Annotated in this window: 14 protein-coding genes; 5 read left to right on the forward strand and 9 right to left on the reverse strand. The window is 41.4% G+C overall.

What is annotated here, in order from left to right:
* Position 1: 1 nt before the first annotated feature.
* A complete protein-coding gene (gene hemL / locus B155_RS0107280; protein WP_018127598.1) occupies positions 2–1,291 on the forward strand; it encodes a glutamate-1-semialdehyde 2,1-aminomutase in 1,290 nt (429 codons plus the stop codon).
* A 46-nt stretch (positions 1,292–1,337) separates the two neighbouring features.
* Here the strand turns inward: hemL and B155_RS0107285 are convergent, their stop codons facing one another.
* Entirely contained in the window at positions 1,338–2,522 is a 1,185-nt protein-coding gene (locus B155_RS0107285) for a CynX/NimT family MFS transporter (protein WP_018127599.1), read from the reverse strand.
* 191 nt (positions 2,523–2,713) lie between these two features.
* Between B155_RS0107285 and B155_RS0107290 the strand changes: the two genes are divergently transcribed.
* Entirely contained in the window at positions 2,714–5,797 is a 3,084-nt protein-coding gene (locus B155_RS0107290; RefSeq protein WP_157464800.1) for a PAS domain S-box protein, read from the forward strand.
* 10 nt (positions 5,798–5,807) lie between these two features.
* On the opposite strand, the gene B155_RS0107295 is transcribed toward B155_RS0107290, so the two are convergent.
* A complete protein-coding gene (locus B155_RS0107295) occupies positions 5,808–7,766 on the reverse strand; it encodes a heavy metal translocating P-type ATPase (protein WP_018127601.1) in 1,959 nt (652 codons plus the stop codon).
* A gap of 161 nt (positions 7,767–7,927) precedes the next feature.
* On the opposite strand from B155_RS0107295, the gene B155_RS0107300 reads away from it, so the two are divergent.
* Together B155_RS0107300 and B155_RS0107305 are read left to right on the forward strand one after the other, a co-directional pair.
* On the forward strand, positions 7,928–9,106 hold the full coding sequence (locus tag B155_RS0107300) for an aspartate aminotransferase family protein (protein WP_018127602.1): 1,179 nt from the start codon (positions 7,928–7,930) through the stop codon (positions 9,104–9,106).
* Positions 9,103–10,524, forward strand: a complete 1,422-nt coding sequence (locus tag B155_RS0107305) for a pyridoxal phosphate-dependent decarboxylase family protein (RefSeq protein ID WP_018127603.1) — start codon at positions 9,103–9,105, stop codon at positions 10,522–10,524. Before B155_RS0107300 ends, B155_RS0107305 begins: the two co-directional genes overlap by 4 nt.
* Positions 10,525–10,528: 4 nt before the next feature.
* On the opposite strand, the gene B155_RS13130 is transcribed toward B155_RS0107305, so the two are convergent.
* The 5 genes from B155_RS13130 to B155_RS0107330 all read right to left on the reverse strand — a co-directional run bounded on the left by B155_RS13130 (position 10,529) and on the right by B155_RS0107330 (position 16,776).
* Entirely contained in the window at positions 10,529–11,608 is a 1,080-nt protein-coding gene (locus B155_RS13130) for a winged helix DNA-binding domain-containing protein (RefSeq protein WP_018127604.1), read from the reverse strand.
* 138 nt (positions 11,609–11,746) lie between these two features.
* Positions 11,747–12,202 (reverse strand): nuclear transport factor 2 family protein, encoded by a 456-nt coding sequence (locus B155_RS0107315; protein ID WP_018127605.1) that lies wholly within the window; start codon positions 12,200–12,202, stop codon positions 11,747–11,749.
* Between the two features lie 31 nt (positions 12,203–12,233).
* On the reverse strand, positions 12,234–13,589 hold the full coding sequence (locus tag B155_RS0107320; RefSeq protein ID WP_018127606.1) for a serine hydrolase domain-containing protein: 1,356 nt from the start codon (positions 13,587–13,589) through the stop codon (positions 12,234–12,236).
* A gap of 110 nt (positions 13,590–13,699) precedes the next feature.
* Positions 13,700–16,006 carry a hypothetical protein gene (locus tag B155_RS0107325; RefSeq protein ID WP_018127607.1) on the reverse strand — a complete coding sequence of 769 codons (2,307 nt, stop codon included), beginning with the start codon at positions 16,004–16,006 and terminating at the stop codon, positions 13,700–13,702.
* Positions 16,003–16,776 carry an inositol monophosphatase family protein gene (locus tag B155_RS0107330; RefSeq protein WP_018127608.1) on the reverse strand — a complete coding sequence of 258 codons (774 nt, stop codon included), beginning with the start codon at positions 16,774–16,776 and terminating at the stop codon, positions 16,003–16,005. The genes B155_RS0107325 and B155_RS0107330 overlap by 4 nt, the downstream gene beginning before the upstream one ends.
* A gap of 72 nt (positions 16,777–16,848) precedes the next feature.
* Here B155_RS0107330 and B155_RS0107335 point away from each other — a divergent pair, with 72 nt between their 5' ends.
* Entirely contained in the window at positions 16,849–19,011 is a 2,163-nt protein-coding gene (locus tag B155_RS0107335; RefSeq protein ID WP_018127609.1) for a Tex family protein, read from the forward strand.
* Positions 19,012–19,073: 62 nt separating this feature from the next.
* Here B155_RS0107335 and B155_RS0107340 read toward each other — a convergent pair whose 3' ends face one another.
* Both B155_RS0107340 and B155_RS0107345 read right to left on the reverse strand, forming a co-directional pair.
* Positions 19,074–22,232, reverse strand: a complete 3,159-nt coding sequence (locus B155_RS0107340; RefSeq protein WP_040368341.1) for an efflux RND transporter permease subunit — start codon at positions 22,230–22,232, stop codon at positions 19,074–19,076.
* Between the two features lie 8 nt (positions 22,233–22,240).
* Complete coding sequence (locus B155_RS0107345) at positions 22,241–23,320, reverse strand: efflux RND transporter periplasmic adaptor subunit (protein WP_157464801.1); 1,080 nt, start codon at positions 23,318–23,320, stop codon at positions 22,241–22,243.
* Between the last annotated feature and the right edge of the window lie 3 nt (positions 23,321–23,323).

Genomic DNA, 23,323 nt, shown 5'->3' on the forward strand with positions numbered 1-23,323 from the left:
TATGAATTACACGAACAGCAAAGCATTATACGAGAAAGCGCAACATGTAATCCCAGGCGGAGTGAACTCCCCTGTTCGAGCATTCAACAGCGTTGGTGGAACTCCTATCTTTATTTCAAAAGCCAAAGGCTCCTATTTATATGATGAAGACGGCAATAAGTATATCGATTATATAAGCTCTTGGGGGCCCATGCTTCTTGGACATGCTGAACCGGATGTAATTAAAGCCGTTCAAGACATTGCAGCGCATTCAACGTCATTCGGTGCACCTACCAAACTGGAAATCGATATTGCTGAGTTAATTACCGAAGCTGTACCGGGCGTGGATAAAATCAGAATGGTAAACTCAGGCACAGAAGCCTGTATGAGCGCTATCCGTGTGGCTCGTGGGTATACCGGCCGTAATAAAGTTATTAAGTTTAAAGGCTGTTATCATGGTCACGGTGATTCATTCCTGATTGAAGCTGGTAGTGGCGCACTTACTATGGGTCAACCTAGTAGTCCCGGAGTTACACCTGGCACGGCTCAAGATACGCTCATAGCTCGATTCAACGATTTAGAAGATGTAACACGCTTAGTTCAAGTTAATAAAGATGAAGTAGCTGCTATCATATTAGAACCAGTAGCGGGTAACATGGGGTGTATTCCTCCTGCAGATGGGTTTCTTGAAGGACTACGATCACTGTGTGATGAGCAAGGCATTGTTCTCATCTTGGATGAGGTTATGACAGGCTTTAGAGTTGCATTCGGTGGAGCTCAGGCTCTTTATAGCGTAACTGCTGATCTGGTGACCTATGGAAAAATAATTGGTGCTGGATTACCCGTTGGTGCGTATGGCGGTAAAAAAGAAATTATGGAATATGTAGCGCCGACAGGGCCTGTATACCAAGCGGGCACTCTTTCTGGTAACCCTTTAGCAATGGCTGCCGGTTACACACTATTGAAAAAACTCCGTGACAATCCGCAAATATATGCTGAGTTAGAAGCGAAGTCGGCAAAGCTGGCACAGGGCATGGAACAAGTTCTTAATGAACACAACATTCCTTCCTACAACACTCGTGTTGGTTCCATGGTGGGTATTTTTTACACGGATCAAACCGTACATAGCTTTGATGAAGCTAACACCACGGATCAGAAGTTATTCGCTAAAATCTTTCATGGCATGCTCGAACGAGGAGTGTACTTACCACCATCCCCATTCGAGGCTTTATTCCTTTCCAACTCACTAACGGATGAAGATTTAGATTACACCATTAATGCCTTTAGTGAGGTAATTGCTAGTTTGAAATAACTTAGCTAATGCTTGTATACTCAAATAGCCTTGCAGTTCTGTAAGGCTATTTTTGTTTTAAGGAAACTGGTTTTGCAGCTCCCAATCCCATATACAATTTGATAAAGACAATGAGGAACAAGAATAGTAAGGGATAGAACCAGCTTTGAGTAACATCGAATATAGCTCCAATTAAAATTGGGCCTATTGCGGCTAAAGAGTAACCAATAGATTGAGACATTCCAGATAGTTCGGTGGCTGTTTCTGTATTCGTTGACCGAAGTACAATAAAGAGTAGAGCTAAACCAAAACTTCCGCCAAGCGCAAAACCTATAGCCGAAACCCAGAATGGCACCAACCACAAAGTAGGAAACATAAGGCCTATCAAACTTATCGCTTCTAAACCGATCAATATCCACACTAAAAATCGCTGATCTTCATATTTACCCGCCCAAGTTGGGATAACTAATGAACCTACTACCCCCATTGCTTGTGATAAGGATAACATCCAGCCCGACATCGAGCTGTCCATACCACGGCTTTGTAGAATATCAGGAAGCCATGCCAGTACTACATAGAAAGCTAAGGACTGTAAGCCCATAAAGAGAGCCACTTTCCATGCCAAAGAGGATTTCCCAAGATCTTTCATAGCCTTTCTAAAACTTCTATTTCTAGAAGACTTTTCCACATTCTGTAATTGAAACAACCAAATCAGCAATGCTAAAACAGCGGGGATACTCCAAATGCCTAAAGCTCCTCTCCACCCTAAAGCCAAATATTCAGTAAGGGGCACACTCACTCCTGCTGCTAAAGCCGCCCCAACGCCCATCATGCCCGAGTACATACTCGTCATGAATCCCGATCGCTTTGGAAAATTCCGTTTCACTAAGCTTGGTAAAAGTACATTCCCAAAAGCGATCCCAATGCCCAATAATGCCGTTCCTAAAAAAAGAACCCATGCTTGAGGAAACACTCGAAGTCCCGAACCGAGGGCAAGCAAAAATAACGCTAATGTTAAGGTGCCTTCAATGCCCCACCTTCGAGTAAATAATGGGGTCAATGTTGAAATAATGCCGAATGCTAGAAGCGGTAAAGTAGTCAAGAGACCTAATAAAGTATTCGATAATCCTGTATCAATCCGGATGAATGCAACTAATGGTCCGAGTCCTGCCAAAGCGGGCCTCAAATTAAAAGCGATGAGAAGAATGCCAACTATTAAAAGTGATTTATCACGGCTGTTTAATGAAGCCATTAAAGAAAATTTTTAAAATTAAATCGTAAGAAAATGCTCGGTTCTGAAAGGTCGGCAAGATTTGTCTTAAAAAATATTAAAGTAATTCATTCAAATTATTTGACGATACTATAATTATTGAAAGTACAAGAGCTACTTGAGAGAAATAAAAAGACACGAAATCACGGCTAGCGACCCTATAAAGGACGATCTTGAGTGAAACTATAGAAACAAAAATGCTGCAGCAAATAGGAATATTTTTTAGTGATAATCCGAATCCCATGTGGATTTTTGATACTAAGAGCCTAAAATTAACAAAAGTTAATGATTCGGCAGCTCAACTGTATGGCTACAGTAAAGAAGAAATGTTAGAGATGACTTTACTGGATCTTCGTCCATCCTCTGAAGTTGATCAACTGTTGAATGAAGTTGCAAAGAATAGTCAAGAGCTAAACAACGCAGGTATTTGGAAACATAAAAAGAAAGATGGTTCAATTCTTCATGTACGTATCATATCCACTCCAATTGTGCATGAAGGGAATCCCTGTAAATTAGTAGTTGCTCAGGATGTTACAGACCAAGAATTACTTCGTGAAAAACTTTCTTGGGATCTAAAGGTTCAAGATTTACAAAAAGACTTATCTGCATGCATCAAAAAAAGTATCGGTTTTAAAGAAGCTCTTAATGAGTGCTTGATGATGATCGGTGATTTCCTCCAATGGCCTATTGGGCACATGTATTTTAGAACGGATCATCCTGAAAAAGGAACGGTATTCAGAAGTTCTGGAATGTGGTACTTAGTAGACAAAGATCAGTGCCGAAATTTTGTAGAAATTTCTGAAGATTTAGATTTTGTAGCTTGGGAAGGGATTTTGGGACATTCTGCTGCTAGTTCAGAAAATGTTTGGTTAGATATAAAAGAAACGGACTCAGCCTTTCTTCGACTTAGTGAAGCCAATGCCTGTGAACTTAAGGTAGGCTATTTCATGCCAGTGGTAGTTAGCGGAAACACAGAGGCTGTTCTCGAATTTTATTCCAATCAAGAAATTCAAGACCGAAGTAAAATTGAGTATGCACTTGAAAGCTGTAGCCATTTATTAGCTCAACTATTTGAACGCCGAAAGAACTTAGATGCCCTACATCAAGAAAAAGAAAAGTATAGATTGATCGCTGAAAATGCGACGGATATGATTGCTCGGCATGCCCCTGATGGCAGTTATGTTTATGTATCACCTGCATCAACAGAGGTTATGGGTTATACTATTGAAGAATTAATGGGGCAATCACCCTATGACTTCTTCCACCCTGATGATGTAGAACGAGTGGAACAAGTACACCGAAAGTTATTTGAATCCGATGCTCCACTTACCGTTGAATATCGAATGCGGAATAAGGATGGGAGTTACCGATGGGTTGAAACTACCAGTAAGATGATTAGTGACCCTATCACTAAGGAACTCACAGAGATACAAACCATCACGCGTGATATTACAGAACGAGTACAATATGAGGAATCGATAAAACAACAATCGAAGCTCAATCAAAAAATTGTAAACAGCTTACCCGGCATTTTCTTCATGATTAATCAAGAAGGAAAAGTGCGAAGAGTAAATAATAAGCTAAAGGAAGTACTTAACTTTCATGAGCAGGAAGATATTATTGGTAGTCAATACATCGATTTTATAGCCCCTCAAGAAATCGACAAGGCTAAAAAAGCCTTCCATGGTGCTTTTGTAAATGGCAACCTTGAAGTAGAGATTCACTTAAGAAATACCTTAAATCAAAATATCCCTTTCTTGATGTCTGGTACCGTAGATGAAATTGACGGTGAATTGGTGATTCTTGGAACGGGTATTATGATTCAAGATCGCATAGAAGCTGAACAAGCCCTGCGTACTGAAAAAGCCTTTATTGATAAAGCACTTAATGCTTTTAGTGGACTGTTTTACCTGATTGATGAGGATTTTAATTTCCTTCGAATTAACAATCACTACATTCATTCCTTGGGCTATACGGAAGAAGAAATTCAGAAAATGAGCCCGCTTGAATTCTATCTTGAGAAAGATCATAAGCGAGTAAGAGATGCTACTAAAGAAGTATTTAGAACGGGTGAATCTGGAGCAATGTATGTGCAGATTAAAAACAAAAAAACTGGTGAACTCCCTTATTATTATTTGACCGGAACCTGTTTTGAAGAGAACGGAAAGAAATACGTTCTAGGTACTGGTGTTGAGATTACTCAACAAATTCAAGCAGAAGAGGATCTTCGCTACCACCAGAAACTGCTTCAGGAAATGATGGATCAAACAAAAGCCATCATTTATGTAAAAGAACGCGACGGTACCTTCAAATTCGTTAACCAAGAGTTTTTAAATATATTCGGTTTAGAACATGAACAGGTAATTGGCAAAAAAGATGCTGAAATAATTGGTGAAGACGATGACAAGAATATCCGTCTTTCTGATATAGAAGCTATTGATAGCGGCAAACCGGTTGAACTGGAAGAGCGCTTAGTATTGAATGGTGAGGAGTCTATCTACCTATCAACTAAAGTACCTTTGAAGGGTATTCGTGGATTTGAAAATTGTGTGTTCGGTATATCTACTGAAATTACCCAAAGAAAACAGGCCGAGACTAAAGTAAAAGAGTCGCTTAAAGAAAAAGAAATTCTGCTTACCGAAATCCATCATCGAGTTAAAAATAACTTAGCTTTGGTTTCGGGTATCATGCACCTACAAGCCTACCAGTCCAATAATGATGAGGTAAAGCAACATCTTGTAAATGGACAGAGTCGAATACAATCGATAGCTATTATACATGAGCTACTTTATCAATCTGAAAGCTTGTCATATATCAATTTAAAAGAGAATATTTCGAAGCTGGTTGGCCACATTCAATCCTCAATTCTGACCAAGAACGACATTAAGCTAAATCTTGACCTTGAAGATATCATCATAAATGTGAACCAGGCGGTTCCATGTGCTCTTATAGTGAATGAACTATTGACGAACATTTTCAAGCATGCATATAATGATATAGAATCAGGAGATGTACTGGTAAGCTTATCTGAAAAGAACGAAAAAATATATGTTCAGATTAAAGATGACGGCGCCGGACTACCCGAGGACTTTGATTTAGAATCCCCTCAAACGGTAGGCTTAACCTTAGTTAGAACCCTTGTATCTCAATTGGAAGGCAACTTGGAATACACCTCTGGCAGTGGCGAAACTGTATTCACTTTATCTTTCGACAAAATGGATATTCAAGGTACAGCAAGTGGTATTATTGAGGAGTAATGCTTCTACTTTAGCAACCTGATGCACAACAACTTGCCTCGTTTTCTTCATCCTCATAGTCTTTTCGGTTATGTTTTATCGATGCTATGAGTGAATGTCCGTTCGAAAATTTCGACTGCACACGAATGGCATTCAGGATAGCTATGAGTGCTACCCCAACGTCTGCAAAAATTGCTGCCCACATGCTAGCCGTGCCGAAAGTGGCCCATGCCATCACACCTACTTTTATAGACAGAGCAAATACGATATTCTGCCATACAATTTGATGCGTAAACTTTGCAATGTGTATGGATAATGGAATCTTACTTGGTTGATCGGTTTGAATAACCACATCAGCGGTTTCGATAGTCGCATCTGAACCAATTCCTCCCATAGCAAAGCCAATATCTGCTAATGTGATTACGGGTGCATCATTCACTCCATCGCCCACAAAGCCAACCTTGTAGTCCTTGTTCAATGCCTTTTCAACAATGTTATATTTGTCTTCCGGTAGAAGACCGCCTAAAGCTTCATCCACCCCAAGCTGCTTTCCTACATACTCTGCTACTTTGGGTGCATCGCCTGATAGCATAACAATGCGCTCAACCCCAAGCTTTCGAAGCGCTTCGATAGAGCTTTTACTATCCTCTTTTATTCGATCAGAAATGACAATTAACCCAGCTTGTTCACCATTTACAGCCACAAACACTTGAGCAACGGGAGCTTCCTTGGTATTTGAGTTTTCATGAATCTCAATTTTATGATCACTTAGAAGTGCCGCATTCCCCAAAACAATTCGGTCTTTGCCAACTTGTGCGATAATCCCTTTCCCTTTTACCTCCTCTTGGCTAGATACTTCTAAAAGCTCCCCTGTTCCATAAAAATTCGTCAATGCTTTTGCTATAGGATGGGAGGACTCCTTTTCAACAGTAGCCGCATATTGCATTACTTGCTGTTGGCTGTATTCATTTCGGGTGTGGACTTCCTGAACATCGAAGGTCCCCTCCGTTAGAGTACCTGTTTTATCTAGATAGAGTGCTTTCAGGGAGCGAAGTTGGTCTAAATAATCCGACCCTTTCAAGAGAATCCCATTTCTTGAAGCGGCGCCGATTCCTCCGAAATATCCCAGGGGCACCGATATAACTAATCCACACGGACATGAGACTACCAAAAATACTAAGGCACGGTAAAACCACTCCTCAAACACGTATGTATCGACCACAAAATATGGTAGAAAAGTAACCGCAACGGCCAACCATACCACTATTGGAGTATAAACCTTCGCAAAGCGAGTGATAAATCGTTGAGTAGGGGCTTTCCTTTGAGAAGCTTCTTGTACTAAGTGCAGTATGTTCGACAATTTGGAATCTTGGTATGCAGCTGTTACCTCTATTCGAATAGGGCGATCTTCATTGATTGAACCTGCCCAAACACTCTCCCCTTTTTGAAGGGATACGGGCTTTGACTCTCCTGTTAATGCAGCCGTATTCAGGTATCCTTCATCACTTAGCATTTTACCGTCTAGTGGGACTTTCTGACCAGGCTTCACTCGAATCACTTCCCCAATCTTCACCTTTGAGGGATGTATTTCAAGTTCGCTTCCATTGCGTTCAACGGTTGCCACATCCGGCTGTTGATCAATGAGTTTTTTTATAGAATGGCGAGCTTTATGCACCGCACCATGCTGGGTATATTCGCCCACCATATAGAACAACATTACCGCTACCCCTTCAGCATACTCTCCTATGGCAAAAGCTCCAACTGTAGCGATACCCATAAGCATAAACTCACTATAGAAATTGCCTTTCATTATGGATTCGAATGCTTTTTTCCATACATGAATACCAACCGCTAAATAAGATATAGCATAGAGTGGGAAGTACACCCAACTTTGGTTTGAAAATTCAAGAGTATGCTCCACTACTAGTGCTAGGATTAAAAATAAAGCGCTAGTAAATGCTTCGTAGTACTTTTTGATAAATGAGGTCATAGATGGATTTATTTTGCCCAAATCTACTCAACCTATATCCTCCATTCTTGCACCATTTTGTATTAATGATGCACCTTTTTGTATATCTATCTTAAAGCTGACTTCATAATACAATTGGAACTCTATATCTTAGCCTTTTTAAAACTCCCAGCCGATCCTATATGAGTAACGCACAACTATTAGAGAAAGAAAACCACCTTCAAGTTTACAACCGCTACCCCGTAACCATGAGCCATGGTAAAGGGGCTAAAATGTGGGATGTTGACGGTAATGAATATCTCGATTTATTAGCCGGTATTGCTGTAAACAACTTAGGGCATTGTCACCCAAAAATTGTTGCTGCTATTAAAGCTCAAGCGGATAAAATGCTCCATTTATCCAATTTCTATTATACAGAAGCCCAAAGTGAGTTTGCTCAGAAGCTTGTTCAGTCTACAGGCTTAGATAGAGCATTCCTTTGTAATAGTGGTGTTGAAGCCATGGAAGCATGTGTAAAATTGGCTCGGAAATGGGGGAATCAGAATGGGAAAACGGGACCGATTATTTCCCTTAGTAATGGGTTTCATGGGCGTAGTGTCACAACTATTACCATGAGTAAAGAAACGTATCAACAAGGATTTGAGCCCTTGCCTTCAGGTTTCGAGCAATCACCCTTTAATGACCTGGAAGCCTTGCGAGCTAAGGTAAATGACCAAACTCTTGCCATCACATTTGAAATTATTCAAGGAAACAGTGGCGTTCATGTTGTTACTCAAAGTTTTATAGATGGCGTTGTTGAGCTTTGTGAACAGCATAATGTGTTACTCATTATCGACGAAGTCCAAACCGGAGTTGGAAGAACGGGTAAGTTTTGGGCCTATCAGCATTTTGGTATCAAACCCGATATCGTGGCATCCGCAAAGGCCTTAGCTAGTGGTATTCCCATTGGCGCTATGATGGCTAAAGAAGAAATTGCTAGCGCCCTTCAATTTGGAAACCATGGTACTACTTTTGGAGGCAACCCATTTGCATGTGCTGTTGGGCTTGCTACTTTTCAAACCATGGAGGAAGAAAACATAGTAGATGAAGCTCATGAAAAAGGAGCATACATGATGGAGTTAATTAAAGCACAAACGGCAGCTCTTGATACAGTCGTAGATGTTCGCGGTTTAGGCTTGATGATTGGCGTGGAACTTAAAGGTGAAGCTCGTCCAGTAGTTGAGAAGATGTTCGCCCATAAAGTGTTGTGTAATGCCGCTGGTGGAAATGTATTGCGCATCCTTCCCCCTTTAACAATTAGCACCCAAGAAATTGAAAAGGGTGTTGATGTAATGGTTAAATCTATAAAAGAAGCATTGTGACATCATTTGATTTAACACCTCAGAAACGTGAGGAACTATTAGGGCTCTTATTAGGGAAACTAGAAAGCTATTACGCTGATACCGATGCGCTCCGTGTATCACCACCGCTTGATATCGAGCAAATTCAAACGGAAGTGCGAGAACTGTTTGAATCATCTGGTTCAGAACTAGAAGCCACGAACACACTGGTTGAAAAATTAAAAACTTTCAGTGTTCACACTCCACATCCAGATTATTTCGGGTTATACAATCCTCGAGCTAATTTTGCGGGGATACTCTCTGATATCATCACGGCATATTTCAACCCTCAACTTGCAGCATGGAGCCACTCCCCTTTTGCTGCTGAAGTGGAGTCTTTTCTTATAAAAGAATTTGGGCAACGCTTCGGTTACCCCTCAGCGAATGCTGATGGTGTGTTCGCTACAGGAGGCGCAGAAGCTAATTTAACAGCCGTACTTTGTGCATTGAAGCATACACACCCCGATTATGCCGTCAATGGACTTATGGGCTTAAATAAGCGTCCCCTGGTCTACTGTTCACATGAATCGCATCACTCTATAGTTAAAGCAACCCGTATGGTTGGTTTGGGTTCGGATTCTGTTCGAAATGTTGCCGTTCAATCCAATCTGACCATGGATACTGAAGCTCTTTCACAATTAATTCAGGAAGACTTAGATGCTGGGCATCAACCCTTTATGGTTGTAGGCACTGCAGGAACTACGGGAACGGGAGCCATCGACAATCTAAGCGCAATTCATTCCATAGCCAAACAGTACAATCTATGGTTCCATGTAGACGGTGCCTATGGTGGAAGCGCAATTATTTCCAACCGATTGAAACCCTTATTAAAAGGCATTGAGCATTCTGATTCGATCACTATGGATGCTCATAAATGGATGTCGGTACCTATGGGGACAAGCATGTTTCTCACACAACATCCAAACATCTTAAGTGAGACCTTTAGCACTTCAAATAACTATATGCCAAAAGATGCTGGTGGGCTCCAAATCGTGGATCCATTCAACCATTCCGTGCAGTGGTCGAGGCGTTCTCTGGGTTTAAGGGTCTACCTCTCTCTACTATTTTTTGGGTGGGATGGATATGAGGAAGTCATCAATCACCAAACAGACATGGGTGAATACCTAAGAACTTCATTGACTAAGAATGGATGGGCTATCACTAATCAAAGTGCCTTACCTGTAATCTGTTTCACGCACCCTGAGTATGCAAATGACTCTGAGTTTGCTACTTATATCACATCTAAAGTGGTAAAATCTGGATTGGCATGGGTTTCAACCTATCCAGTTCAAGGCACACTAAAGGTTCGAGCTTGTATCACCAATTATAGTACTCAAAAATCGAATATCGATCATTTAGTTCAATTGGTGAATGATGCCAAAATCGAATACGAGAAGTAATAGATTATAAGAAATAGACTCTCGGAGTTTTATCGATGAAGCTAGCAAATTGGTGAGCGGCTTCTTCGATTTGGTTTCGTTCTGAGTAGCTAAGCCCCCAAAAACTGCTGACCTCAATCATAACCTCTTGCTTGCGAATGGTTCGTTTCCATGTACCTGCGGCTTGTCCATTTAGAAGTACGATGGGCCAAATTATACCATTGCGGGAAACTGCGCGAGGCAAATACTCTGCATCAATGATAGCACTTCGATCTTTGTAGGCTACTACCATTTCATCAAAAGCGGGCAACAAAAAGGCTTGTTGATCAACGTAGGAGGTTTCAACCTTCGTTTTTGCTATCCAATACTCTTGCCCGTTGACTATATATGAATCCAACTCTGGGGTAATTTTCTCTACTACAGCTTTAGCCTTCCGTTGTGGTAAGCCACTCCACCATGCGAAGTCTTTTACGGTAGCAGGGCCTCGACTTGTAAAATATTTTTTAGCAATTTCAGCATCACTGTTATCATCTGAATACAAAAATTCTTGACATTCGAGGCTAGCAAGTAAGGTGTAGGTCTGTTTCTTATTACTCAGCGGTCCACTGCAAATTAGTCCTTTGAGTTCAATATCCATTAGTATATAGGAAGCCTTATTCATTGAGGTATCAATACCCTGTGCTTCCAATAAATCTATAAGTTCACGGCGAAGGCAAATTTTCTTCTCTACAAGTTCATTAACTATAATTGAACTCGCTTTATGAAATATTTTATCCGTAAGCCCTAACTTTTGATATCGGCTTTTAAGTGAATTGCGAATATGGGGAGCAGAATACTTCAGCAACCACTTAATATTATCTGGGCTAAGTAAGTGCCAAGTAGGTCGGATTGCATGGGTTCGCAAACATTCACCTTTATTGAAGGACTCTTCTATATCTGTTTCCTTCAGCCCAGGTAGTCTGCAACCAAGTGCCCATTTCGACATGGAGAAGTCTTGTGCTTGTAGCGCTCCCATCCATTCTAACATTAATTTGGGATTCGATATATCACTACCTACTACCCTTTGTTGCATCATTCTAAGATGGGTGACTTCCCGTATTGTCATATAGTTCCCTTGTAAAATTTCCCAGTTCAGTTACGCGTGAAATACGCTATTATCAATCAGTTATTGGGATACTTGCTTTAGGCAAGAGAACACAAAAGGGAACTCGTTTCATATTAGTTCCCTTAGAAAGATTAGAATTTACTGGTGGCGATGATACACCTTAGCTACCACTTTCCATTCATCCTCGAATTTGAGTAGCGATAAGTAATCCGTAAAAACGTGATTCCCATCTTTATGCAACTCTAGTTCTACCATTGCTGCATGGCCTGCTACTTTTACCGCCTTAAATTTATGGTCCCACTTGTTTTTAGAGGCATCAAAGTTTGGATTACTCTTTTGCTTCTTGGTGTTTTCCACCCAAATATTGATAGGGTATCGGCTAATAGCCCCCTCTTTTCCAGGAGAGAAGATGGCAAAATCTTCATGGAAAGTAGATTGCATTGCTTCAGGATTCAGCTCATTAAATGCCCCATGAACATAACCTTCTAATAAGGTTTCTTTGATCATAGTTTCTTCGTGATGAATCTTCACGAAATTTAGTGTAAGTACTACGAGTACCAGTGTTAGTGTACCCAGTATGGCTTTTTTCTTCATGACTATTTGGTTTGGTTAATGCTCTATCTTGTTACTTTCTTTTAAAGGTGAACTCTCCGCCACCTTGCTTCAGTATGAAGGTGGTATAATCTACTTGATCATCTATGGTATTGAATTCAATGACTAGCTCTGCGGGTACATATACAAATTTTACTTCGCTAAGCGGACTCAGCTCAATTTTAGATTGCCCCGTTGCCACCCCCATTAATTTTCCATCTTCCACAGTCATGGTTAAATCAAAGGGTAATTGTGCACTTGAGTAGATTCCAGCATACTTAGCAAGCACATCTTTACTAAGCTTAATAGGCTTGATATCGTACTCGGGAATCTCAAAATCTTTACCGAAGTAAATACTCAGAACCCCAATCAGAATATTATTAGGATTGGTATTCACTCCATTGGAAGTATAAGACAGTGCCAAATCATCCTCTTCAAAATAAGCTGCTGAAGCACTGAAGCTATCTATGCCACCATTGTGCCCAAAAGCGATTCTATCATAAAATGGAAACTGAAATAATCCATGTGCATAAGGCCCACCTATGGATAATTTCATTTTTTCAACCGATTCCGATGAAACGATTTCACCATTCAGTAAAGCTGAATAAAACTTAGTGAGATCTCTAGCTGTACTCACTAAAGCACCTGCAGCAAAAGGAATAGACATATTCGTTTCAGCTTCGAACTTGGTCCATTTATCCTTTTTAATCACTAGTGGGACGGCCTCATTTTTTTCAGGCTCAATCTTATCTCCATACTCGGTATTCATCAAGCCCAAGGGTTCAATGATTCTCTCTTCAATCAGTTCTGAGTAATCCTTGCCTGTCACTTCTTCCAGTATTAAACCTAACGCGATATAACCGCTATTTGAATATGATTGCCTTGCTCCAGGTTCGAAATCGGCCCCCATCTCATTGATTAACCCTTCCAATTCTTCACGTGTATGAGGATTCTCCATAATCTTGCGAAAACTATCATCGGCGGTAAGATTATGAATACCACTACTGTGCGACAGCAGTTGTTGAATGGTGATTTTATCCGCATTTACCACATTTGGGAGGTAGGTGTCTATGGTTGAATCTAGGGATAGCTTCCCTTCTTCTATGAGCTGAAATATGATAGCGGCAGTAAGGGTTTTAGTAATCGAACCTACACGGAATTTGGTATCGGCGTTGATTTCAGCATACTCTTTTTTTAAAGATCTTTTCCCAACGTAACGCTCATAAACCACCTCGTCAGCATGCCTTAAAACAACGGCCCCGCTGAATTTATTATGCTTTTCAAGCACGTCTAAATATTGATCTAATTTTGCTTTGTTAAAGGTAGGCGATTGGGCGGAAAGGGAAACAAGCCAAAGGCTTAGAATAGCTAGTAGCGAAAACTTCTTCATGGATATTCAATTTAAATTCAAAAACGTAAGGTTCACGAATTCAACGATTGAATGTTGCGCATGGCATTTATGGATACAAAAAAAGCCTTCTGAAACAGAAGGCTTTGATGTTAATACTCTAAAGAGGAGTTTATTCCCGCTCTCACCCTCGGATCGGATTCTCGCATCCGTAATGCTTCCAACACAGGTGCCTTATCCCCTTCCGATAAATATCGCGTAGCATTAAGAGCTCGATATCGGATTCTTGGGTCTCTATCATTTGATAGCTCAACTAACATTTCAGCCCAGTAGCTTGCATCCGTTTGAAACTCAAGAAGAAGATCTAATGCTTGTAAGCGTACCGTTGATATGAATTCATTGCCCATCAGCTGCTCTGTTAATTCTATGGCTTGACCAGTGGTATCTTGGGCAAGAACAACTTCTAGCATGGCTATACTTCTTGCTCCTGTTGTATCCGTTCGAATTAACTGAGAAACCGTACTCAGTTTCAGGTCTAAATCGGCCACGGCAAGTAGACTCTTTTTAGCTGCTTCAAAAACGGTCTCATTTTGTGCTCTTACTACTTTAGACTGTAAGGAATATGGAACACTTTCATCATCTACATAGTTGGCTAATGCCTTAATTGAAGCTAGTTGAATGGCTTCAGACTCATTATTCAATTCATTCACGAACTGTTGCTCGGTACCTGTTGCGCCTGCGGTGAATTCGCCTAAAGTTTCAAGTAAAGCTGCTATTACTTCCTCGTTTTCCTCACGATCTAACGCATCTTGAATCGCTAGTTGAAGGTCAGGGTTTTCAGTATGGTAGCTTAGTAAACTAGCCGCTAAACGTCGGTCTGCTACTTCATTACTTCTAAGCTGACTTAAAAGCATCATCACTGGGAATCGACCAAATTCAACCTTATCAAGATCTGTACCTTGTGTATCAAAGGTGATGTATTCTAAACTGAGTGGGACATCTACCACAACCGTATCCAATTCACCTGTAAAAGTGATTTCTTTGGAAGTAGTATCGTCGAAAGTATAGATGTTCATATTTACAGCATGCAATGTTTCGGCATTGCTATCAATATGTTCGAAGTACACGATCGCTTTCCCGTTTACTTCATCCATTTCTAAACTGATTCCATAATCCGCTAACTCATCGGCTTCTGCTGTCAAACTATCTAACTGATCCGGTGCTTGATCTCCTAAACCTAAACCCTGCCAGTTCAAACCCGTTTTATCGTACCAGTAGGATGCGTAGGTATCAAAAGTAACTACTCCTTTTTCTGTACTAATTAGAGTAGATAACGACTGCTCAATAACTTCACGGTAATACTCATCAATACTTTCGTAGTCATAATTATATAATTCATAAGCGAGTAGTGAAGTAACACTATCAGGGTTGGTAAGCCCTACCGCATCCTGGTTCATGGCTCTATTCAAAGCTACTTTAACCAACTCCATCCCTTCAATTCGATCTTGGAATAGTTCCATTCGGTGATACTGCCCAAACCACTGTCCTGCAATTCCACGCTGTAGCTGGGCTTCCATATTACCTCGTAGTGCCGATACAAATACTAATCCGGCTCCCTCGGTTACTTCATCCCAATAAGTGTCTTCCAATACCACAATATTTAAAGCTTCCCACGGGTACTCAAATGTCAATGCACTCTCAACGGCTTTCTTCTCACTAATAGCTTGAGCTAGTAGCGCATCTACATCGGCATCAACTTGAGCCTGCTTATAAACTCGAACTTTATGTACGCCCGATTGTGCTTCTGTAGTACTGAATGATCCCACAGCAAAACCTAATCCTGTAACGGGAATCGCAGTATCAACTTGCCAACGCACTTCTTTTTGATCGGTTGACACTACATCTTCGTTGGTCATCTGGCCATTAAAAATCACGTCTTGATCTGCAGGAATAGTAAAGGCCGCATCAACAGTTAACTCTACACGAGGGTGATCATAAACCGGCAACCATGAACGTAGCGCTTTAGGATTCATATTCGACCAAAACGTTTGATGGCGATCGAGATGAGTGCCATACGCTGGGCGGGATTGAAATGTAACCGCTAGTGCCTGTTCCGATGTTGTGGTGATAGCTTCCGCTGTTGTAATAATCAGGGAATCACCCGATACCCTATGCTCTACTTCTGCACCGTCAAATGTCACCCCATCGATCTCCACTTCTGAGGCATATAGAATCAGTTCTGTTTGATTCGGCACTTTAGCGTTCAAGGTATAAGTAGCCACGCCTTTTACCGTTTGGTCATCCGGTGAAAGGGTGAGATCTAAATCGAGGTGATTAAAACTGTAGGGAAGATTTGGTTGAACCTCATAATCAAAATCCGATAGCACATCGCAATCCTGAACTAAAGTGAGGGTAAGTATGAAAAGAGAAAATAGTTTTACGATTGAATTACTAGTCATGATAAATGAGCGTCGATAATTTCTTGTACTTTAGGATATAGTGATTTGTTCGTTGAATAACCGTTGCCACTATGAATGGTTTCTTTGCCATTTAAATCAGCAAATACACCACCTGATTCTTTCACAACAGGTAACAGAGCGGCAGCGTCCCATAGGTTTAGTTCCGGGTCAATCATAATTTCAGCGCGACCAATAGCCACCATCATGTGTCCATAGGCATCGCCCCATGTACGGTGAATGCGAGTTTCATCCATAAGTTCCTGAAACATTGGTTGCATACCCATTGCGTTAAATCGGTTTATTTCAGTTACCAATAGCAACGATTCATCCAGTGTTGAAGTATCGTTTACTTTGCAATGCTTCCCATTAAAGGTAGCACCATAACCAATAGCCGCAGCACATAACTCATCCAGAGCTGGGGCATAGATGATACCCACTTGAGGTTCGTTATCAATCATAATACCGATCAAGGTAGTATAGAATGGAACTCCGTAGATAAACGACTTCGTACCGTCAATAGGATCTAACACCCATTGAACGCGACTCTCACTTTTCACTGCTTCAAACTCTTCACCTATAATACCATGGTCTGGAAATCGTTTTAAGATTTCTTGCCTCATCAACTGTTCAGTTTCTCTATCGGCAATGGTTACTGGCGAATCGTCGGCTTTGCTAATTACTTTAAAATCCTTCTTAAAATAGTTCAGGGTATGCGCCCCTCCTATCCTAGCAATTTCAATAGCAGCTTCTTTCAGCGAATTTATATCCATTTAGTTTGTTTATCTGTTTGAGGAGTCTGTATTATTGGCCCATTAAGATTGAATGCAAAAATATCATTATAGATGACCAATACCCACATTTTAGAGCGAATTTCTGAGGATCTTAAAATCTCAGTAAAACAAGTTGGTACAGTAGCTGGTTTTTTAGAAGAAGGCGCTACGATTCCATTCCTTGCTCGATACCGAAAAGAAGCAACTGGTGGACTGGATGAAGAACAATTACGTGATGTTCGTGATGCCCTTGAGTTTCAGAAAACGTTAGCTGCTCGCAAAGAAACCATCCTTAAGTCGATCAAAGATCAAGAGAAACTTACTCCTGAACTCGAAGAACAGATTAAGGCCTGCTCCGACTTAACGGTATTGGAAGACATCTATCTACCTTACAAGCAGAAGCGCAAAACGCGTGGCGACAAAGCCAAAGAAAAAGGGTTAGAGCCATTAGCTGAATTGATTTGGAAGCAAGAAATCACTTCAGGAGATGCGGATGAATATGCAAAGGAGTACCTCAACGAAGAGCTTGAAGTAACCACTATTGACGAAGCTTGGGCCGGAGCAACGGATATTGTTGCGGAATGGATTAACGAGAGTTTAGAAGTGCGTGAGAAGCTCAGAGATATATTCTTAAATCATGCGAATATCAAAACTAAGAAGAACCCAACGGTTAAAGAGCGCACCAACTTCGAAGACTACTATGAGTTTTCTTACAAAGCGAGTAAGCTGAAACCCTATCAGATTTTAGCCATTAACCGTGGCGAGCGCGAGAATGTATTATTTTTTCATACTGAAGTTTGGGAAGAACGAACGCTAGAAACCATTGATGACTTAGTGATTACCAACGACATGAGCATCTTTACTGAAAAGCTGCAGGATGCTGTTGAAGAAGCTTTCAAACGACTATTATTCCCGTCGCTTGAACGTGAATTACGCAATGCCCTCACCGACCGTGCTGATGAGCATGCCATCGAAACTTTTGCTACCAACCTGTCTAACTTGTTGATGCAACCTCCATTGGCTAAGAAAGTGGTATTAGGTTTAGACCCTGCTTACCGTACAGGTTGCAAAATTGCCGTTGTAGATGGAACAGGAAAATACCTTGAAGGCACAACCATTTACCCAACTCCGCCTCAGAAGAAAGTAGCCGAAGCAGAAGCGATTATGGGAGCTATGATTCAGCGTCATAAGGTAGAGCTTATCGCCATTGGTAATGGTACGGCAAGCCGTGAAGCTGAACAGTTTGTGGCTGATTTCATTCAGAAAAGTGGCGCAGATGTAAAGTACATCATCGTAAATGAAGCGGGTGCATCGGTTTATTCGGCATCAAAAGTAGCGAGAGATGAGTTCCCAGAACTGGATGCCGCTCAACGTGGTAACATCTCCATTGCTCGACGTGTGCAAGATCCTCTTGCGGAACTCGTGAAAATAGATCCTAAGTCGATTGGGGTTGGACTCTATCAACATGATGTAAACCAAGTACAATTAGCTTCAAAGCTTGATGATGTTGTAGAAAGCTGTGTAAACGAAGTGGGTGTAAACTTGAATACCGCTAGCGCTCCCCTTCTCACTCACATCTCTGGTTTGAGTAAACGAGTAGCGGAAAGCATTGTAAAGCGCCGTGAAAGTACAGGGATATTCACGAATCGTGAGCAGATCAAAGAAATTGAGGGTGTAGGTGAATTCAGATTCCAGCAAGCTGCAGGATTCATGCGTATTCCAGAATCCCCAAATCCACTAGATAACACCGCTATTCACCCTGAGAGTTATGAAGCCACTGAAAAACTGTGCAATCTATTCGGCATTGATGTAGAAGATTTAGCTAACCAAAAAGATAAAATCGCATCTGCATTCTCGAACATCAACACTAGTGAAGTAGCACAGCAGATTGGCGTAGGTGAACCTACTTTAGAACTCATTATTGAGAACCTTCAAAAGCCTGGGCGTGACCCTCGTGAATCCCTTCAAGCACCTATACTGCGTCAAGATGTAGTAAAAATGGAAGATCTAAAAGAAGGGCAATCGCTTGAAGGCACTGTTCGTAATGTAGTCGACTTCGGCGCTTTTGTGGATATTGGCGTGAAACAAGATGGCTTACTTCATATTTCTAACATGAGTACTTCGAACCGTAAAATCGAAGACCCTCATGATGTAATTGGCGTAGGCGATATCATCAAAGTGGAGATTATTACCCTTGATTTAGAGCGAGGACGAATAGGTCTTAAGTTGGTATAATCGCCACTAAGCTATTACAAATTGTTAGCAATCGGCTTCTTCCTTCTGGGGGAAGCCTTTTTTTATGCCACCTTCTTGAATCGAACCACCTTTCGGTCCCACAATCCAGAAAACACAAATAACAGTGCCGTACTGAACAACAGTCCCCAAATAACCACCACGGCTAAACTTTGCCAGAAATCGTCGGTACCGTACAGAACCATCGGCATCAACCCAACTACCGTAGTGGTGGTAGTAATAAGCACAGGCCTCATTTTCTGGCGGAATACGCGATACCAGCAACGAAGTCCACGAATACCTTTATCCCGTTCAATATGTGCTTGGTGAATAAAAAGTATGGCGTTATTCACCACTACCCCAATACACAATAGCGCCCCAGAAATCGCGCCCTTATCAAAACTTAAATCATTACTCAAGCTTCCCAACATGATACCAATGGCACTAAAGGGTATGGTAAGTATAACAAACATAGGACCCGTCCAGCTTTCCAAAAGCGCCGATACGATCATCCATACACTCAGCAAACTCAACAATGCCACCATCCATAAATTTTGATTACGCTCTGCATTACCAAAGCTAAAAAACCCACTTCCGTATTCGATTTTCGCACCAACAGGCACTGGGACTTGCTCTAAAGTTTCTTCAATGTATTTATTCGCCATCCTGTAATTGCCCAGAAAATCAAAACCAATGGTTCTTTGGTAGGATTGGTTTTCACGACGGATGTCGGTTAGAGCTTTTTCCTTCACAATGCTACCATAACTCTCCAGATCAAAGTTACCGTTGCGTGTAACTCTCATAGGCTCCATCACATCTTCTTCATACATGCGCCCATCATTTCCCCTTGAAATCAAATACATCTCCTGCCCTTCAAACTCTACCTTCCCTAAACTATTCTCTGGATTGATATCCGTTATCAGTGCATTTAGAATTTCTCTTTTATTAAGGTTCGCCGCCGCTAGTTTATGCTCGTCTAAATCTAATCGGTAAATGTAGTAATCATCTCGGCTCCACCATCCACTTTTATTAACATCTACATTTCTGACTCTTCGATTCTTCTCCAGCCTGCGTTGAATGTCTTTGGCCAAATCGTACAGTTCTTCATAGGAAAAACCGGTTATGGAGATACGATGATTCGACGAACCCCCTCCCATCCCAAAGGTATTCCCATCATTAAAGCCATACACACTCGTGGTCACATTTCCTGTTCGGGCCCCTAAGTACAAAGTTTGCCCAAAAAACTCATAGGGTTCACTGGTGGTTAAATATTCCTCTTTGATATCAAACACCATACTCGCGCCACTATATTCCGATAAGTTGGCCTCGTAATAATTGAATATATGCGAGTAAGGCTCAGCTATAGCTTCGAAGTTCTTTACAATCTTATCTATTTCAGAAAGAGGTGTACCCTGTGGACTACTTATACGAACGGTAACCAATTCCCCGGTTCGTCTACGCCAAGGGCTACCAAAATAGGTCTCGTTTACGAACTTATAACTTAAGCCCCCAATCCATGGATCTATCTCGGAGCGGTTATCAAAATACACTTGGGTAAATTTAGGCCACTTTGTGTCTTCCCAATCTTCGGGCGTTTCAATGGCGAAAAATGGAATTCCCAACACCAAAATAAGTGCTACAGCAAACACCCATCGTAGTTTATTTCGAAGTAGTATAGTCTTTAGGACTACTCGTTTATAGGCATCAAAACGACTGCCTTTCTTTTGTATTTGTTGTTTTTGGCTGATGGGAGTTAACCAAATTAACGAGTAGGGAATCCATGTGAAAGCAATCACTACTGAGCTTAACAAAGTAATGGTTAATGCGACGGCTAGTGGCACCAAGAATATTCGTATTTCATCCATAGCGAAGAGCAGTGGAATGAATATACCCACCGTTGTGAAAGTACTTCCTAACACGGGCACTACGGCTTTGGAGATATGATCGCGAATATGATTAATGCGATCCGAACGGAGCTTGGGTAAGCCTGGATTGATTTGCTCGAATACCACCACCGCATTATCAATAAGCATCCCTAAGGCGATGGTAAGGCCTGCCAAGGTGATCACATTTAAGGTGTACTCGAATAGGAATAATATGGTGATACTCATGAGCACAGAAAAGATCACGCTACCTACAATCACCACGGGAGCGCGGAGCTTTCGAATAAACAGTAACACCACTAAAAACACTAGAAATCCACTAAAAATAGCTTGATTGGCTAGTTCATCGAACTGCGCTCTTAAGTCTTCTGTGGTATCCTTCTGCAATCGAAACTCCATGCCTTCGGGCAGGTTCTCTTCAATCTCACTCATCCTAGCCAGTACTATTTTTGCTAGGCTCATGGCATCGGCGCCCGATTCCTTTTTAAAGGATATTAATAAGGCAGGACTCCCATTTATTCGACGAATGGATTTAGATTCATAATCCTGCACTTTCACCGTAGCAATCTCCGACAATTTCAAAGATCGCATCGAATGAGGTAATGCAATTTTCATCTGCTCCACTTGAGTGGTATTCAAGAAATCAGGGGGTAATACAAGACTATATCTCAGCTTGCCATTATCCATATACCCAGAAGTACGCCACCTCATACGCTCTCGAACTTGTGAACTTATTGAAAGTGCCGACAGTCCATATTTTTCGAGCTTTTTCCGATCATATTCAATCACTAGAGCTGGATCATCCACCCCAGTAAGTTCTATATCAGAAAGCCCATCTATACCCAAAAGTTTGGCGCGGATACTTTGGCGAGCATATTCCAAAAGCTTCCGTGATGGGAAGTCACCACTTAGGGTGTAATCGATGAATGCTTGTTGGTCTTCGAGTTCTTCAGGTATCTGCCGTGATATCGTACCTTGCGATACACTCACGGGTAAATTTTGCTCAATGGCTGTGAGGTATTCCCTGAGCTCCAATGACCTAAACTCGACCGGGGCTCCATTACTAAAAGTAACCGTAACTGAAGATCGACCAGATTGAGTTCTTGATCGAACCTCTTTCACATCTCGAAGGTTATTAACGGCTCCTTCTACTTTGCGAGTAATTTCTTGCTCCACTATTTCAGGAGCCATATTCCCCCAGTTATAATTAACCGTTATGGAGGGTAAATTTAGTTCAGGAGCGTTCTCTACGGGGATGGCATACCACGCCGAAAGCCCCACAATACACACCATGAGGTAAAAGAAGGAAACGAGATATTTTCTTTGTAGGAGTTCCTTCATGCAGGAGTTTAATTATACATCAATGGCACAATCTTCTGCTGATGCGAAATACTAAAATGCTTATCAATGGCTAGGGTGTCGCCTGCTTCGATGTCTTCATGATTGATGATTACATACTCCGTATTCATAGCCACAGGTTCTACATACACCCATTCGGCTTCATCCCCTTTTAGCCTGAAGATGAGGGTTCTCCCATCTCGTTCTAATAAACTTGATCTAGGAATACGAACTTTACCTTCCACGCTTCTCACGTACATACGTCCCTCCATGGTCATCCCTGTTTTAAGGGCACCATCAGCATTATTTACTTCAACGATCGCTTGCCCGGTTTTCGACTCTATGTCAATTTCAGGAGATATCCCAACGATAGAACCTTGATACTCTGCGCCTGAAGGAGCCGTTAAATCTACCTTCATTCCTGTTTCCAGCTGCGCTATTTCTGACTCTAATACATCAAAACGAATGCGCACCTTTTTGGTATTGGTAAGCGTTCCAAGTTCTTTGCCCGCACCAAGAAATGCCCCGTTCGAAATTACTTCTTGTATAGAAATGGTCCCGTCAAAAGGTGCCGTGATGGTGGTGTACTTTAAATTCAGTTTCGCTTTCTCATAACTCACTTCGGCATTGGCAAATCCTGTATTTATCTTGGTGAGCTCTTCATTTACTTCACCCTCAAAAGAACGCTGACTCCGAGCCGTTACTTCATACTCGCTCTTAAACTTCAGGTAATTATTATATGCTTCCTTCACCGCTAATTTAGCTTCCTCTTGGTCTAATTGAAGGATTACCTGCCCTTTATTAACTCTTTGCCCGGGAATAAGTTGATGTTCTTCTACATAGCCCGAGGTTCGTGGACTAATCACCGTTTTTTGAATGGGTTCCACCACCCCTCTACTTTCAATAAAAAATTGAAGCGGTTCGCTATCAACAATGCTAAATACCACCTCTGGTTTAATTTCTATATCCTCTGAAGCTTCTTTCTTTTCATCCGAGGTATCAGATATACATGCCATTGTTGAGGCAAGCATCAGTACCATCATTGTTTTTAGCATGGGGTACTTTTTGATATTGAATTTCGTAGTGCACATAAC

This window comes from Balneola vulgaris DSM 17893, assembly GCF_000375465.1.
Lineage (GTDB): Bacteria > Bacteroidota > Rhodothermia > Balneolales > Balneolaceae > Balneola > Balneola vulgaris.

Coding starts and splice junctions, on each gene's coding strand:
- hemL (WP_018127598.1), top strand. CDS start 2: ATGAATTACACGAACAGCAAAGCATTATACGAGAAAGCGCAACATGTA.
- B155_RS0107285 (WP_018127599.1), bottom strand. CDS start 2,522: ATGGCTTCATTAAACAGCCGTGATAAATCACTTTTAATAGTTGGCATT.
- B155_RS0107295 (WP_018127601.1), bottom strand. CDS start 7,766: ATGACCTCATTTATCAAAAAGTACTACGAAGCATTTACTAGCGCTTTA.
- B155_RS0107300 (WP_018127602.1), top strand. CDS start 7,928: ATGAGTAACGCACAACTATTAGAGAAAGAAAACCACCTTCAAGTTTAC.
- B155_RS13130 (WP_018127604.1), bottom strand. CDS start 11,608: ATGACAATACGGGAAGTCACCCATCTTAGAATGATGCAACAAAGGGTA.
- B155_RS0107315 (WP_018127605.1), bottom strand. CDS start 12,202: ATGAAGAAAAAAGCCATACTGGGTACACTAACACTGGTACTCGTAGTA.
- B155_RS0107320 (WP_018127606.1), bottom strand. CDS start 13,589: ATGAAGAAGTTTTCGCTACTAGCTATTCTAAGCCTTTGGCTTGTTTCC.
- B155_RS0107325 (WP_018127607.1), bottom strand. CDS start 16,006: ATGACTAGTAATTCAATCGTAAAACTATTTTCTCTTTTCATACTTACC.
- B155_RS0107330 (WP_018127608.1), bottom strand. CDS start 16,776: ATGGATATAAATTCGCTGAAAGAAGCTGCTATTGAAATTGCTAGGATA.
- B155_RS0107335 (WP_018127609.1), top strand. CDS start 16,849: ATGACCAATACCCACATTTTAGAGCGAATTTCTGAGGATCTTAAAATC.
- B155_RS0107340 (WP_040368341.1), bottom strand. CDS start 22,232: ATGAAGGAACTCCTACAAAGAAAATATCTCGTTTCCTTCTTTTACCTC.
- B155_RS0107345 (WP_157464801.1), bottom strand. CDS start 23,320: ATGTGCACTACGAAATTCAATATCAAAAAGTACCCCATGCTAAAAACA.